At 73.6% G+C, this 14,516-nt stretch carries 14 protein-coding genes; 6 read left to right on the top strand and 8 right to left on the bottom strand.

The window, feature by feature from the left end:
* Window positions 1-78: 78 nt before the first annotated feature.
* Complete coding sequence (locus tag ACWEPL_RS56980; protein WP_452441604.1) at window positions 79-582, top strand: MmyB family transcriptional regulator; 504 nt, start codon at window positions 79-81, stop codon at window positions 580-582.
* Window positions 583-592: 10 nt separating this feature from the next.
* Here the strand turns inward: ACWEPL_RS56980 and ACWEPL_RS56985 are convergent, their stop codons facing one another.
* On the bottom strand, window positions 593-1,474 hold the full coding sequence (locus tag ACWEPL_RS56985; RefSeq protein WP_452441585.1) for a LysR family transcriptional regulator: 882 nt from the start codon (window positions 1,472-1,474) through the stop codon (window positions 593-595).
* Between the two features lie 73 nt (window positions 1,475-1,547).
* On the opposite strand from ACWEPL_RS56985, the gene ACWEPL_RS56990 reads away from it, so the two are divergent.
* Both ACWEPL_RS56990 and ACWEPL_RS56995 read left to right on the top strand, forming a co-directional pair.
* Window positions 1,548-2,216, top strand: coding sequence for a type 1 glutamine amidotransferase domain-containing protein (locus tag ACWEPL_RS56990; RefSeq protein ID WP_452441586.1), 669 nt, complete (start codon window positions 1,548-1,550; stop codon window positions 2,214-2,216).
* A gap of 85 nt (window positions 2,217-2,301) precedes the next feature.
* On the top strand, window positions 2,302-3,267 hold the full coding sequence (locus ACWEPL_RS56995; RefSeq protein ID WP_452441587.1) for an alpha/beta hydrolase: 966 nt from the start codon (window positions 2,302-2,304) through the stop codon (window positions 3,265-3,267).
* On the opposite strand, the gene ACWEPL_RS57000 is transcribed toward ACWEPL_RS56995, so the two are convergent.
* Complete coding sequence (locus ACWEPL_RS57000) at window positions 3,245-4,336, bottom strand: helix-turn-helix domain-containing protein (RefSeq protein ID WP_363984808.1); 1,092 nt, start codon at window positions 4,334-4,336, stop codon at window positions 3,245-3,247. The two genes, ACWEPL_RS56995 and ACWEPL_RS57000, sit on opposite strands and share 23 nt — an antisense overlap.
* A gap of 62 nt (window positions 4,337-4,398) precedes the next feature.
* Here ACWEPL_RS57000 and ACWEPL_RS57005 point away from each other — a divergent pair, with 62 nt between their 5' ends.
* From ACWEPL_RS57005 to ACWEPL_RS57015, 3 genes are read left to right on the top strand one after another with little or no spacing between them, the layout of a single operon-like run.
* Window positions 4,399-5,502: an acyl-CoA dehydrogenase family protein gene (locus ACWEPL_RS57005; protein WP_452441588.1), complete on the top strand. Its 1,104-nt coding sequence runs from the start codon at window positions 4,399-4,401 to the stop codon at window positions 5,500-5,502.
* Window positions 5,499-6,545, top strand: coding sequence for an acyl-CoA dehydrogenase family protein (locus tag ACWEPL_RS57010; protein WP_452441589.1), 1,047 nt, complete (start codon window positions 5,499-5,501; stop codon window positions 6,543-6,545). The genes ACWEPL_RS57005 and ACWEPL_RS57010 overlap by 4 nt, the downstream gene beginning before the upstream one ends.
* Window positions 6,542-7,363, top strand: a complete 822-nt coding sequence (locus ACWEPL_RS57015; protein ID WP_452441590.1) for a TIGR03619 family F420-dependent LLM class oxidoreductase — start codon at window positions 6,542-6,544, stop codon at window positions 7,361-7,363. The genes ACWEPL_RS57010 and ACWEPL_RS57015 overlap by 4 nt, the downstream gene beginning before the upstream one ends.
* 36 nt (window positions 7,364-7,399) lie before the next feature.
* On the opposite strand, the gene ACWEPL_RS57020 is transcribed toward ACWEPL_RS57015, so the two are convergent.
* From ACWEPL_RS57020 to ACWEPL_RS57045, 6 genes are all read right to left on the bottom strand, one after another.
* The gene (locus ACWEPL_RS57020; RefSeq protein ID WP_452441591.1) at window positions 7,400-9,247 is read right to left on the bottom strand and encodes a CHAP domain-containing protein; all 1,848 of its coding nucleotides are present in this window, start codon (window positions 9,245-9,247) and stop codon (window positions 7,400-7,402) included.
* A gap of 276 nt (window positions 9,248-9,523) precedes the next feature.
* On the bottom strand, window positions 9,524-10,273 hold the full coding sequence (locus ACWEPL_RS57025; RefSeq protein WP_363984799.1) for a glucose 1-dehydrogenase: 750 nt from the start codon (window positions 10,271-10,273) through the stop codon (window positions 9,524-9,526).
* The gene (locus ACWEPL_RS57030; protein WP_452441592.1) at window positions 10,260-12,281 is read right to left on the bottom strand and encodes an acetate--CoA ligase family protein; all 2,022 of its coding nucleotides are present in this window, start codon (window positions 12,279-12,281) and stop codon (window positions 10,260-10,262) included. Before ACWEPL_RS57030 ends, ACWEPL_RS57025 begins: the two co-directional genes overlap by 14 nt.
* Window positions 12,278-13,786 carry a class I adenylate-forming enzyme family protein gene (locus ACWEPL_RS57035; RefSeq protein ID WP_452441593.1) on the bottom strand — a complete coding sequence of 503 codons (1,509 nt, stop codon included), beginning with the start codon at window positions 13,784-13,786 and terminating at the stop codon, window positions 12,278-12,280. The genes ACWEPL_RS57030 and ACWEPL_RS57035 overlap by 4 nt, the downstream gene beginning before the upstream one ends.
* Before the next feature lie 15 nt (window positions 13,787-13,801).
* The gene (locus tag ACWEPL_RS57040) at window positions 13,802-14,125 is read right to left on the bottom strand and encodes a VOC family protein (RefSeq protein WP_452441594.1); all 324 of its coding nucleotides are present in this window, start codon (window positions 14,123-14,125) and stop codon (window positions 13,802-13,804) included.
* Window positions 14,122-14,484 (bottom strand): Zn-ribbon domain-containing OB-fold protein, encoded by a 363-nt coding sequence (locus tag ACWEPL_RS57045; protein ID WP_363984791.1) that lies wholly within the window; start codon window positions 14,482-14,484, stop codon window positions 14,122-14,124. Before ACWEPL_RS57045 ends, ACWEPL_RS57040 begins: the two co-directional genes overlap by 4 nt.
* Between the last annotated feature and the right edge of the window lie 32 nt (window positions 14,485-14,516).

The raw sequence follows: 14,516 nt of genomic DNA on the forward strand, positions 1-14,516 counted from the left end.
GCGGGCAGGCCGAGGCGCTGGTGGACGCGGGCCTGCTGGAGACGCACGCGGCCCCGCAGGCCGCGGCCGTCCGGCGGGGTGCGGCGGGAGCTGGTGGAGCTCATCGACCGCATGACGGACATCCCGGCCATGATCTTCGACCACCGCCTCGACCTGCTCGCCTGGAACCGGCTGGCCGACGCGCTCTTCCCCGGCCTCTGCCGCCCCGGCGCCAACCTGGCCAGGTACAACTTCCTCGCCGAGCCCGACCTGTACGCCGACCGCGAGGAGGTGCTCCGGGCCACGGTCGGGCAGCTCCGCCTGGCCACCGGCCGCCACGCCGACGACCCGGCGCTGACCGCCCTGATCGGCGAGCTGTCGGTGCACAGCCATCGGTTCCGCACCCTCTGGGCCGGCCGCGTCGTCAAGGAGCGCACCAACGGGGTCAAGCGCTTCACGCATCCGGTGGTGGGTGAGCTGGCGCTGCGGTACGAGACGTTCGACCTGCCGGGCGGGTCGGGGCAGCGGCTGAGCCTGCTCCACCCCGAGCCGGGCGGCGCCGACGAGGAGTCGCTGCGGCTGCTCGCCTCGTGGTCCGCCTAGCAGGGTCCGCCTAGTACGTGGGGGCGGTGCGGAACGCCTCGATGAGGTGCGCGCGTACCCTGGCCACCGCGGGCTTGGCCAGCGCGCCCGAGCGGACGGCCAGGTAGCCGGTGTTGATCGGGGCCTCGTCGGGCTCGGCCAGCGTGACCAGCGTGCCCGCCGCCAGGTCGCGGCGGCACAGGTAGGCGGGCAGCACGGAGACGCCCATCCCGGCCCTGACGGCGCTGAGCACGCCGCGCAGGTCGGGGATGACGACCTGCGCCGCCATCGCGGGCCGCCTGCCGAACACGGAGCGCCAGTAGCGGCGCACGATGGGCAGGTCCTCGGCGTAGGCCACCAGCGGCACCGCCGCCAGCTCCCTCGGCCCCACCCCGGCGAGCCCCAGGGACGGGGCGGCGACCAGCAGGAACTCCTCGTCGTAGAGGGGGTCTGCCTGGACGCCGCGCACCCGGGGCCGGATCGTGGAGATCACCAGGTCCAGGCGCCCGGCCGCGAGGTCCGCCAGGAGGTCGTCGGACAGCCCGAGCGTCGTGCGGAGCCGCAGCCCTGAGCGCACCAGCGGGGCGAGCATCGGCATCACCTCCTCGCACAGGAACTCGGCGGGCCCGCCCAGGTGCACGGCCGCGTCCGAGGGCAGCTCCGACTCCACCACCCCGTCCAGGGAGTCGAGCGAGGGGGCCACCCGGCGGGCCAGCTCGTCGGCGGCCGGCGTGGGCGCCACCCCGCGCGGCAGCCGGTCGAACAGCGGCCGGTCCAGCACCGACTCCAGCGTCTTGACCTGCGCCGTCACGGCCGGCTGCGACAGGCCGAGGGTCTGCGCGGCGGCCGTGATGGAGCCGGTCCTGTGCACCGCGAGGAACGTCCGCAGCAGGTCGAGCGAGATTGGCGACATATCACTATTCTGATACCTAAGACGATATTTCGTTATTTGTTACTTATGGCGGGCCGGGGCGACGATGTGAGACATGAACAAGCGCATTCTCATCGCCCTGACCAGCCATGACGACCTCGGCGGCGTCGAGCGGACCGGATACTACGTGCCCGAGGCGGCCCACCCCTGGGAGATTTTCCGCAAGGCCGGCTACGAGGTGGACGTCGCCAGCGTGCGGGGCGGGCAGCCGCCCCAGGACGGGTTCGACGCCGCCGACCAGACCCAGGTGGCCTTCCTCGCCGCGATCGGGGAGCGCGACACCGACCGCCTCGCGGACGTCGACGCCTCCCGTTACGACGCCGTGCTCTACGCCGGAGGCCACGGCACCATGTGGGACTTCCCCGACGACCCGGACGTCATCCGCGTCGGGCGCGAGGTGTACGAGCGGGGCGGCGTGGTCGCGGCGGTCTGCCACGGCCCGTCCGCGCTGGTGAACCTGACCCTCTCCGACGGCTCGTACCTGGTGGAGGGCAAGCGGGTGGCGGCCTTCACCAACGAGGAGGAGCGGCTGCGCGGCGTGGCCGACGTGGTGCCGTTCCTGCTGGCTGACAAACTGGTGGAGCGTGGCGCCGAGCACGAGCCGGGCGCCAACTGGCAGGCTCAGGTCGTCGTGGACGGCAGGCTCGCCACCGGCCAGAACCCGGCCAGCGCCGCGCCCCTCGCGGAGCGCGTCCTCGACGTCCTCGCCGAACGGCGGGACTGAGGAGCGGAATCGCCGCCGGATGGCGGTTGTCTGCCACGGCGCGGGCTCTGACCATCGAGGAGTGGCCCCATAGAAGGGATATCAGATGGCATTCCACCCCAACCTCGACCCAGAGATCCGCGCCTTTCTCGAGCGGACACCGTTCCCGACGTTCGACACGGCGAACCTGACGCCCGAGGAACTGCCCGAGCACCGTGCGCAGATCAACGCGTTCCTCGCCGCCGCGCCGCCGGCCGACACCGACGTGGTGATCGAGGACCGGCACGTGCCGGGGCCCGACGGCGCTCCCGACGTCCGGGTACGGATCTACCGCCCGGCGGGCGGCGGTGAGGGGCGGCCGGGTCTGTACTGGATCCACGGCGGAGGGATGATCATCGGCACGCCCGAGATCGACGAGGCGATGATGATCGGCTACGTCGAGGAGCTCGGGTGCGTGGCGGTCTCCGTCGACTACCGGCTGGCGCCCGAGAACCCCCATCCCGCGCCGGTCGAGGACTGCTACGCCGGGCTGGTGTGGACCGCCAAGGCGGCGGGCGAGCTGGGCATCGACCCGGCCAGGATCGCGGTCGGCGGCGCCAGCGCGGGCGGCGGGCTCGCCGCCGCCACCGTGCTGCTGGCCCGCGACCGGGGCGGCCCCGACGTGGCGTTCCAGCTGCTGGTCTGCCCGATGCTGGACGACCGCAACATCACCCCGTCCAGCCACGAGTTCACCGAGGCGGTGGTCTGGGACCGCAGCGCGAACCTCTTCGGCTGGACCGCCCTGCTGGGCGACCGGATCGGCACCGACGACGTGCCCCCGTACGCGGCTCCCGCCCGGGCCACGGACCTGGCCGGGCTGCCGCCGGCGTTCATCGACGTCGGTGAGCTGGAGGTGTTCAGGGACGAGGACGTCGACTACGCGCTGCGGCTGTCGCAGGCGGGCGTGTCCACGGAGCTCCACCTCTACCCGGGGGCCTTCCACGGGTTCGACGGGATGGTCCCGGACGCCGAGCTGTCCAAGCGGGCGCGGGCGGCCCGGCTGGCGGCGCTCAGGCGGGCGTTCGCGGTCTGAGGTTGGCGCGCAGCCGTACCAGGGCGAGGGCCAGGTGGGCGCGCAGGCGGCCGGCCGCGTCGGCGAGCGAGAAGCCCAGCACGGACTCGGCCCTGGCGATGCGCGCGGCCATCGAGCTGTGGTGCAGGTGCACGGTGGCGGCCGCGCCGCGGACCGAGCCCGCCAGGCACAGCGCCCGCACCGCCGCCAGGGACTCCTCGCCGAGCCGCTCCATCGCCCGGACGTCGGCCAGCCCCGCGACCGCCGGCTCCGGCAGGTCGGCGAACAGCGCCAGGGCCCCCAGCTCGGACCAGCGCATCACGCGATCGTGCGGGCCGGTGAAGCGGAGCGCCGTCCGCGCGCCGGCCCATGACTCGGCCGCCCGCGCGCCGGGCAGCTCGGGCCCGATGCCCACCCGCGACCCCTCGGGAAGGTCGCGGGGCAGGGTGGTCGCCACCAGGACCGCTTCCGTGTCACCGATCCTGGTGGCGCGCACCTGGTGGCCCATGGCGCGCAGGCCGGCGGCGAGTTCCCGGTCCGGCCCCCGGTCCGGCCCCCGGTCCGGCCCCCGGTCCGGCCCCCGGTCCGGCAGGGCGATCGCCAGCGCCTGGAGCGGGGTGGAGGGGGCGAAGCCGAGCAGGCGCAGGGCACGGGCGCGTTCGGCCTCGCCGGTCTCGGCCGACAGCACCAGCTCCACCAGCGCCGGGTCCTGCCCCGACCGCGCCAGCGCGGCCGCGCGTTCCAGGGTGACCTCGGCCGCCACCGCGTACCGTTCGAGGACGATCTCGTCGAGCCCGTGCGCCGGCCCCTCGCGCTCCATCCAGACCGCCCCGAGCCCGTCGCTCAGCTCCCTGACCTGGGCCGGCGCCTCGGCGGGCGTGTCCACGGCGCCGCGTGGCGACGTGCGGGTGCGGCGGCCGGTGGCCGCGTCGAGCAGCCCGACCGGGCATTGCGCCAGCCGCGCCGTGGCCGAGAGCAGCGTGGGCACGCTCACGTGGTCGCGAAGCAGCGAGTCGAAGTAGGCGATCACCCGCACCGCGCTCTCCGCGTCGGCGTCGAGCGTGGACAGCTTCAGCAGCAGCCCCTGCATGGCCAACAGACTATGTCCGCAAACCGCTGTTCGGGTTACCAAGCGTGCGCTAGGTTGGTTATGTGGATCTCGACTTCTCCCCGGCCGAGCAGGGCTTCCGCGCCGAGGTTCGCGACTGGCTGCGCGCGCACGTGCCGGGACCGCTGCCGTCCATGGACACCCCCGAGGGCTTCGCCGCGCACCGCGCCTGGGAGGCGCTGCTGGCGGACGCGCGGCTGTCCGTCGTCTCCTGGCCCGAGGAGTACGGCGGGCGCGGCGCCTCCCTGATCAAATGGCTGATCTTCGAGGAGGAGTACTGGGCCGCCGGAGCCCCCGCCCGGGTCACCCAGAACGGCATCTTCCTGCTGGGCCCCTCGCTGATGCGCTTCGGCGCGCCCGAGCAGCGCAGGCGGTGGCTGCCGAGGATGGCCAGAGGCGACGACGTGTGGGCGCAGGCCTGGTCGGAGCCGGAGGCGGGCAGCGACCTGGCGGCCCTCACCTCGCGCGCCGAGCCCGTGCCCGGCGGCTGGCGCCTGTACGGGCACAAGACGTGGAGCTCGCGGGCCGCCTACGCCACGCACGGGTTCGGCCTGTTCCGCACGTCGGGGACGCGGCACAAGGGGCTGACGTACTTCCTCTTCCCCCTCTCCGACGTCGCCGTGCGGCCGATCGCGCAGCTCGACGGGCTGCCGGGGTTCGCGGAGCTGCACTTCGACGGGGTGTTCACGCCTGATTCGATGGTGCTCGGCGAGGTCGGCAAGGGCTGGCGGGTCGCGATGGCCACCACGTCCTCCGAACGCGGCCTCACCCTGCGCAGCCCCGGCCGCTTCCTGGCCACGGCCGACCGGCTGGTCGCGCTGGCCCGCTCCTCGGGCGACCCCGTGGCGGCCGACCGGGCCGCCAGGTGCTGGACCGAGGCGGAGGCGTACCGGCTGCACACGTTCGCGACGGCGCGGCGGCTCATGGCGGGGGAGGAGATCGGCTCCGCGTCCAGCATGGGGAAGGTCTTCTGGTCCGAGCTGGACCTGCGCATGCACGCCCTGGCCATGGAACTGCTCGGGGACCGGGCGGGGGAGGAGGGCTGGCTGGACGGGTTCCTGTTCTCGCTGGCCGGGCCCATCTACGCGGGCACGAACGAGATCCAGCGCAACATCATCGCCGAACGGGTCCTGGGGCTGCCACGATGAACTTCGGATTCACGGACGAGCAGCTCGCGCTGGCCGCCACTGTGCGGGACGTGCTGCGGGCGCACTGCCCACCGGCCGCGCTGCGGTCCGAGCGGCGGCCGGCCTGGGAGCAGCTGGCCGCGCTGGGGTTCTTCGGCCTGCTGGCGCCTCCCGAGTCCGACGGGCTGGGGCTCGGGCTGGCCGACGTCCTGCCCGCGCTGGAGGAGACCGGGCGGGCGTGCCTTCCTGGGCCGGTCGTCGAGACCGCCGTGGTGGCGCCGTACCTGCTGCCGGACAACCCCAAGCTGGCCTCCGGCGCGCTGTGCGTCGCCGTGCTGCCGCCAGGGCAGGCGTACGCGCCGGACGCCGACCTGGCCGATCTGCTGCTGGTGGCGGGGGACGGCGGGTGGCGCCTGGTCGCCAGGGAGTCGGTACGCCTGGTGCCCAGGACCGGGGTGGACCCGTGCCGTCCCGCGTTCGAGGTGGCCTTCGACGAGTCCGAGGAACTGGGCGGCCCGGTCGAGCGGGTGCTGCGGCGGGCCGCGGTGGCGACGGCGGCGCAGCTCATCGGGGTCGCCAGGGAGCTGCTCGCGGCCACCGTCGCGTACGCGCGGGTGCGGACGCAGTTCGGTGCGGCGATCGGGTCGTTCCAGGCGGTCAAGCACCAGCTCGCGGACGCGGCCGTGGCGGTGGAGTTCGCCGCGCCGCTGGTGCACCGGGCGGCCCTGTCGGTGGACCGGATGGCCGAGAGCGTGGACCGGGCTGACGGAACCGTGGACGGGGCCGGTGGGACCGCCGATCGGGATGTCGGGATCGTGGATCGGGCCGGAGGGGCCGCCGACCGGGATGTGAGCGCCGCCAAGGCCGCCGCCGGTGAGGCCGCCGTGCTGGCGGCCCGGGTGGCGCTGCAGGTGCACGGCGCGATCGGCTACACCGAGGAGCTGGACCTGCGGTTCTGGCTCGCGCGGGCCTGGTCGCTGTCGGCCGCGTACGGCACCACGGCGGCGCACCGGGAACGCGTCCGAACCGCCCTCCTGGGCGGCGACCTGCGGAGGTGGCCATGAAGTTCGGAGTGCCGCTCGGACTGGTGCATCCGGACGCGTGGAAGGACGTGGCGGTGGCGGCGGACGAGCTGGGGTTCGAGTCGGTGTGGCTGCCCGAGCACCTCGTCTTCGCCACCGACCTGTCGCTCGCCCATTACCCGGGCACGTCCGACCCGGGGATCAAGCCCGGCACGCCGCTGTTCGACGCGCCCGCGTACCTGTGCTGGCTCGCCGCCTTGACCTCCCGCGTCCGGCTCGGTACGGCGGTGCAGCTCCTCGCGCTGCGCCACCCCTTCGTGTCCGCCCGCGCGTTCGCCACCCTGGACGTGGTCTCGTCGGGGCGGGCGATCTGCGGGGTCGGCGCCGGCTGGTACCGGGGCGAGTGGGAGGCGGCCGGCGTCGAGTTCCGCACCCGGGGAGCCCGGCTGGACGAGGCGATCGAGGTGGTCAGGCGGCTCTGGAGCGAGCCGGTGGTCACCCATTCCGGGAGGTTCTACTCGTTCCCCGAGGTCGCGTTCGAGCCCAAGCCGGTGCAGCGGCGGCTGCCGGTGCTCGCGGGCGGGGAGTCGGCCGCCGCGCTGCGCCGGGCCGCCGGGCTGTGCGACGGATGGATCAGCATGCCGCACACCCTCGAGTCCATCAAGCCGCAGCTCGACCGGCTGGGGGCGGGGGTGCCGGTGACCGCGCACGCGTACGCGCTGGCCTCGCCCGACGAGGTGCCCGCCTGGGCGGCGCTGGGCGTGGAGCGGCTGATCGTACGGCCCTGGAGCCGCAGCCGGGACGCGGTGTCCCGGCTGGCCGCCTTCGCCGCCGACTACGGGGTGGGGGCCGCCTCGTGAGGGTCGCCCCCGTAAGGGCCGCCTCGTGAGGGTCGCTCACGCGCGGTGGCGGCCCCGCCTCCGGGGCTGACCGGACGTGCTCCGGCCGGGCTGGCCGGGGGCGCTCCGGCCGGGCTGGCTCGGGGCGCTCCTGGCCGGGTGGCTGGAGGCGCCCCTGCCGGTGCCGCCCGCGCCGACCAGCTGGCGCTCGTCCTCCCGCCGGTGCGGCTGCGGGGACCCGGCGGAGGCGTGGCGGCGGCCCGCCAGCGGGGCGTCCTGCGCGAACGGCTGCGCGCCGCCGATGTGCATGCCCTGGGTGGGCGCCGGACGGCGGTGCCGGCGGCCGCGCAGCGGGAGGTCGGCCGTCCCGGGCTCGTCGGAGGGGCGCCCGAGGCGGCGGCGACGTCCCTGGTACGTGGCGCCGATGTCGAGGACGTCGTCGCCCCTGCCGTCGGTCGGGCTGAAGGCGTCGAACGCGCTGGTCGCCTGGGGGATGACGATGCGCTCGAACGGCCCGGTGTCCACGAAGCGCTCCAGCGGTCCGGTGTCCACCAGGATCTCGACCGGCCCGCTCCGGGCGGGCTCGGCCGGCCGGGAGGCGAAGAAGGCGTCGAAGGGGTCGGCGTCCGTGGCGAGGTCGAAGGGACGCGTGTCGAGCGGGCGCCTCCGGCGTCCGGTGGCCCGGGCGGCGGGCTGGACGGCTTCCAGGGCCGTAACCGGCTGGAGGGCGTCCCGGGCCGCGGGGGCCAGTGCGGCGGTGTCCAGGGCTGCAGCGGGCTGGAAGGCTTCCAGGGCGGCTGCGTCCAGGGCGGCTGTGGCCGTGACAGGGTCCAGGGGCGCGGTCGGCTGGAGTGCGGCCGTTCGGCGGCTCGTACGGACCGGCTCGACCTCGAGCTTGCGGCGGCGACGGCGGCGGTTGGCAGCGGGACTATGCGTCGTGGCCCCAGCGGTGACCGGGGCGGCCCGCAGGCGGCGGGTCTTGGCCACGGCGAGCAGGGCCAGGGCCGCCACCAGGGCGGAGCCGACCAGCGTCGGCGAGGAGATGGCCGGCATCGGGCCGGTGGCCGAGGCGTCCGCGTGCGTGGGGATCGGTTCGGCGGTCGCCGCCGTGGTGTCGGCCGTCGCCGGCTTGGCGTGCTTGGCCTTCTTCGGCTGCTTGGGGCTCTCGGCGGTCGTGCCGTCCGAGGCGGGGCCGGTGGCGACCTTGGGGGAAGCGGGCGTGGGAGCGGCCTGAGGCTCCTTCTTCGCGGGGGAGCTTCCGGTCTCAGGGGCCCGGGCGGGCTCCTGGACCTCGCTGTGGGGGATCAGGGAGGTGAGCAGCTCGTTCCCGGAGAGCTGCTGGAGCGCACCGACGTCGGTGCCCGGCCCCGGCTGCAGGGCGGCCTGCTCCTCGGCCTTCTTCTGCGCCTCGCGCTGCTGCCGGGCCGCCTCCTCGTCCAGGCGGGACTTGATGCGCTCCGGGTAGCCGTACCCGACGACCTTGCTTGTGTCACGTTCCTTGCGCTTGGCGACGCCGCCGTCGATGTTGCCCTCGATGGTGAAGATCGTGTCACCCTCGACCCTCGTCACGATGCCGACGTGGTCGATGTTGTCGATGCTGTTCGAGCCGCTCCAGTCGTAGAAGACGAACGCCCCGGGCTTGGGCTTGTGGCCCCACGCCCCCTGCTCCTTGAACCACTCCGCGTGCGACACGGTCCACGCGAACTGCCCGATCCAGTCCTCGTACCCGAGCTTGTGCGCGGCCCACGAGAGGTACATGTCGCACCATGGGGCAGCGCTGTAGTCGGCGTCGAACTCGACGTTCTTGCCGTACCAGTTGCCGAACTTGGTGTACGCCCCTGATTTCTCGGCATACCCGAGCTGGCTCTCCAGCAACTCGATGTACTTCTGCATCTCTGGCGTCATGGAAGTATGGGGACACCTTCCGGGCAAGCCGGTTTGTCCGCATAGATCCCGGGTAAAGGGACACCCTGTGACTACTGGGACAAAACCGGAGGCTTGTCGTCTTCCGTGATGAGCGAGGCTACCGTGCCGTCTCGGCAGGTCAAGCCAGCACCAAGTGACGTTCAAGCTTTCCTAGACCAAGAACCCGCTGGTCAAAGATGTTGCCAGAAATGTCCAAGCTAAGGAGGTTTAATCCAAAAAGATCTACCTCGTACCAGGTGAGAGCCTTGCCCCGAGTCAGTACCCCGCGCCCGTGAGCAGCCCGCCGTCCACCGTGAACTCGCTGCCCGTGCAGTAGCTGGCCCGATCCGAGGCCAGGAAGGCCACCACGTGGGACACCTCCACCGGCTTGGCGAAGCGCTTGATGACCATGGACTTCACGAAGGCGTCGGCGTCGACCTCGTTCATCATGTCGGGGTCCATCGCCATCGAGGTGTTGATCGCGCCGGGATGCACCGAGTTCACCCGGATCTTGAACCGGGCCAGCTCTCGCGCCGCCGACTTGGTCAGCCCGCGCACCCCGAACTTCGACGCCGAGTACGCCGACAGCCCCTCGGCTCCGACGTAGCCCTCGATCGAGGAGATGTTCACGATGGCGCCCCGCCCGGCCGCCTTCATGGGGTCGATCGCCGACTTGATCCCGAGCCAGGTGCCCTTGAGGTTGACGCCGATCACCCGGTCGAAGTCCTCGGGTGACATATCGCTGATGCGCCGAAATTTCAGGATCCCGGCGTTGTTGACCAGCACGTCCAGCCGGCCGTGCAGCTCGGTGGCCGTCGCCACCGCCCGATCCCAGTCCTCGACGCTCGTCACGTCGTGATGGACGAACGCGGCCCCCGTCTCCTCGGCCAGCGCCTTCCCCTCCTCGTCCAGCACGTCACCGAACACCACCCGCGCCCCTTCCTCAAGGAACAGCCGCACGTGCGCCGCCCCCATCCCGCGAGCGCCACCGGTGATCAACGCGACCTTGCCCTCAAGCAACCCCATGACGCCCTCCAGCCGCAACGGCCACCGCCGCCGCCTCCATGGAGCGGTAGACGGGGATCCCCGCCTCCGCCGCGATCCGCCTCACTTCGTCCTCGACCCCCGGGGGCGCGCACTCGCCGTTCCTGGTGACGAGGGTGATCCTGGTGCCCGGCAGCGCGGCCTGCGCCTGCGCCACGGCCCGCGTGTAGGCGTACAGGGGCTCCGCCGCGTCCCCGTACGTGAAGAACGCCTGGACGTTCACGTGCAGGACCACGTCGCCGTACGGCCTGCACCGCAGCAGCGCGGAGACCACCTCGGGCACGAGCCCGGCCCGGCCCAGGGGCCCGACCGGCACTTCGAGCGGGTTGCCGGAGGTCACCACCCCGAGCCCGCGCAGCGCCTCCAGCGCGGCCGGGGGCAGCGGGTCCAGCCGTACCCCCGCCAGGTCGAACGCGTCCGCCGCCAGCACGCTCGCGCCCCCGCTCGGCCCCACGACCAGCACGCCGCCGGAGGCGGCGCCTGAGCGCGAGCCGTGCGCCTGGAAGTACGCCAGCACCCCGATCAGATCGTCCTGGCCGGCGACCAGCACCGCCCCCGCCTGCTCGGCCACCGCCTCCCACACCCGCCGGTCGCTCACCATGCCGCCCGTGTGGGACGCGGCCGCCTCCTGCCCCTGCCCGCTCCGCCCGCCGACCAGCAGCACCACCGGCAGCTCCGCGGCGCGCAGCGCCTCGAACAGCTCGCGCCCGTCACGCGGGTCCTCCAGGTACAGCCCGACGGCCCGCGTCTCCTCGTCCCGGGCGAGCCAGCGCAGCAGCTCGGCGGGGGTCACGTCGGCCGAGTTCCCCACGGTGACGACCCGGCTGAACGCCAGCCCGCGCCGCTCCCCGACCTTGATCACCTCGCCCGCGAGCCCGCCGCTCTGCGAGATCAGCGCCACCGTCCCGGCGGGCCCGAGCCCGCCCCCGACGAACGTCTGCCGTCCCCGAGGGCTGTACACGCCCATGCAGTTGGGCCCCAGCAGCCGCGTGCCCGCCGCCCGCGCCGCCTCGACCAGCCCCTCCTCCAGGTCCGGCCGGCCGGCCTCGGCGAACCCGCCGCTCATCACCTGCACGAACGGCACCCCGCGCGCCTCCCGCAGCACGTCGGCGCAGCGTTCGGCGGGCACGGCCACGAGGGCGTAGTCCACGTCCGCCTCGGCGAGGGACGGCACGGCCGGCACCCCCGCCACCTCGGCCGCGGTGGGATGCACGGCCACCAGCGGGACGCCCGCGGCGCGGTAGAAGCCGAGGAACATGTTCCCGAAGTTCGGCCTGGTCGTGGAGGCCCCGACGACGGCCACGGCCTTGGGCTCGAAGAGCGGCAGGAAGTCCGTCGCCGCGCGGGACGCGCCCGCCACGGGTCCCGGGGAAGGCAGGTAGCGGGCGTCGACCGCGATCACCCCGGAAGGGCCGGCGATCACCGGGTTCAGCTCGAACTCGCCCAGTTCGAGCCGTTCCCACAGCCCACCCGGGCCGCCGACCGTCATGAGCAGCTTGACCACCGCGTCCACGTCCACCGGCGGGCCGCCGCGGCTCCCGTACAGGACGGAGGACCCGCGCAGCGACGCCAGCATGCGCCGCGCGTCCTCCTCCGAGATCGGGCAGAGCCGCAGCGCCGTGTCGCGCAGCGCCTCCGTCCACACCCCGCCCAGCCCGGCGAGGAGCACCGGCCCGAACCCGGGGTCCCGCACCAGGCCCACGATCAGCTCCACGCCGGCCTCGGCCTGCTCCTCGACGAGGAAGCCCGCGACCTCCAGCCTGGCCCGCATGCCAGCCGCCGCCGCAGCGAGGCCCTCCCTGGAGAGCCCCAGCGCGACGGCGCCGACGTCCGACTTGTGCACCAGTCCCGGGCCGAACGCCTTCAGCACCAGCGGCTCGGCCAGCTCCCCGGCCCGGTCGAAGTCCAGGTCGTGCACCACCATCCCGCGCGGCACCGGCACCCCGGCCGCGCTGAGCAGCGCCTTGACCTCGTGCTCGTACGCGCTCACCCGAGCAGCTCGCGGATCTTCCCGCGCAGCAGCTTGCCGGGGCCGCCGGAGGCGTCCTGCGAGTGCGGCAGCGCGTCGGCCACCACGATGTGGTCGGGCCGTTGATGGGCCGGCAGGGTGTCGGCCAGCGCGAGCGCCAGCTTGGACGCGTCCAGCGTGTGCCCCGCCCGCGGCACGACCGCCAGCAGGACCTCCTGCTCGGAGGCCCCCTCGGGCACGCCCACCGCGCCGGCCTCGGCCACGCCGTCCAGTGCTGAGACCGCCTCCTCGATCACGACCGGCTGCGTCCAGACGCCGCCCTTGAGTATCGAGTCCTCCCGCCTGCCCAGCACGCGCAGCACGCCGTCGGGGGAGAGCGTGCCGAGGTCGCCGCCGACGTACCACTCGCCGCGCAGCACCTCGGCCGTCCGCTCGGGCAGGCCGTCGTAGCCGGTCATCCGGTGCGGTCCGGCCAGGTTGATCTCGCCCACCTCGCCGACCACGCGCTCGCCGTTCGGGTCCGTGATGCGCACCGCGTTGCCGGTGCGGGGACGGCCGGAGGAGCCGAGCGGGATCGTGCCGTCGTCCACCCGGCCCATGCACGTGTACGGGGCCTCGGTCTGGCCGTAGTAGGAGTACACGCCCACCTGCGGCAGCCTGGCCTTGATCCGTTCGAGCATGGTCGCGGTCAGCGGCTCGCCGCCCAGCATGATCACCTGGATGGACGACAGGTCCACGTCCTCGTGCTCGGGGGACGCGAGCAGCGCCGCGTAGAACGAGGGGATCTGCGAGAGATGCGTGACCCGTTCGCGGGGGACGACGCGCAGGAAGTTCGCCGGGCCCCAGTCCTGCTCCAGCACCAGCCGCATCCCGGCGTACAGGGCGGGCCCGACGATGGCCGGGAAGCCGATGCCCCAGATGATCGCGCCCGTCCCGAACACCGAGTCGGGGCCGCGCGGCACGTCCAGCCAGATCTGCGCCGTGGCCAGCGACGACGCGTGCGTGTGCACGACCGCCTTCGGCAATCCCGTCGTGCCCGAGGTGTAGTAGAGGGCCAGCGGGTCGTCGTACCAGCCGCTGATCGGCGGCTCCTCGTCGGAGGCGCCTTCGAGCTCCCGCACGTCGATCCACGTGGTCACGCCGGGCAGCGAGTCCCTGATCTGCGCGACCACACCCTCGACCGTCGCGTCGTACACGAACGCCGTGCACCCCGAGGCCGCCACCACGTCACGCAGCGTCTCCACCGGCCAGTACGGGTTCAGCGCCGCCGTCACCGCCCCGATCTTGGCCTGCGCGAGGTAGACCTCGGCCACCCGCAGCGTCTCGTTGAGCAGCGCTGCCACCCGCCGGCCCGGCCCGACCCCCTTCTCCAGGAGGGCGTGGGCGCGGCGGTTGACGTTCCTGTTGAGCTGGTCGTAGGTGAAGCTCTGCTCGCCGCAGTACGTGAGCGCGACCTGGTCGGGCGTGCGCAGCGCTCCGGCGGTCAGGATCGCGTGGCCGTAGTTGCCGTAAGGTGATCGCGCCATGGGGGAGGCCTCCAGTCAGAGGGGCTGATAGAGCACGAAGACGTTTCCTGAGGGGTCGCGCAGCACCGCCCGGATCTCGTGCGGCCCCTTCTCGGGCTCCCGCACCACCTCGCCGCCGCGTTCCGTCAGCTCCCGCACGGCGTCCGCCACGTCGTCCACCTTGTACGACGGCGCGACCGAGGTCGTGACGTGCTCCGCGGGCCCGGCCAGCGCCACGGTGACCCCGCCGCCGTCGAGCGCCGCGAACCTGTCACCGTCCCTGAACTTCACCGGCAGCCCGTAGAAGGCGATCGCCTCGTCCAGGTTCGCGACGGGGATGAGCACGTTGCCGAGCTTCACGCGGGCCTCCAATGGGGGAGTTCGTCGATGAACGTCACGCGTACCGGCATGCCGACCCGTACCTCGCCGGGGGCGCACCCCACCACGTGCCCGAACGCCCGCACGCCGGCCGGCAGGTCCACCCAGGCCATCACGTACGGCTCCCGGCCCCGGTAGGCGGGGGCGAACGAGCGATGCACGACGGTGAAGGTGTGCACGACGCCCTCGCCCTCGACCGGCTCGAAGACGAGCTCCCCGCCACCGCACCAGGGGCAGGCGGCCTCGGGGAGGTGGACGCGGCGGTCGCAGGACGTACAGCGCTGGACGACCAGCTCGCCGCGCCTGCAGGCGGCCCAGTACGCAGAGGTGTCACCGCTCATCGCTTGCCAAGCTAGCGCACGCTTGGTTGCCC

It is taken from the genome of Nonomuraea sp. NPDC004186 (assembly GCF_053603495.1).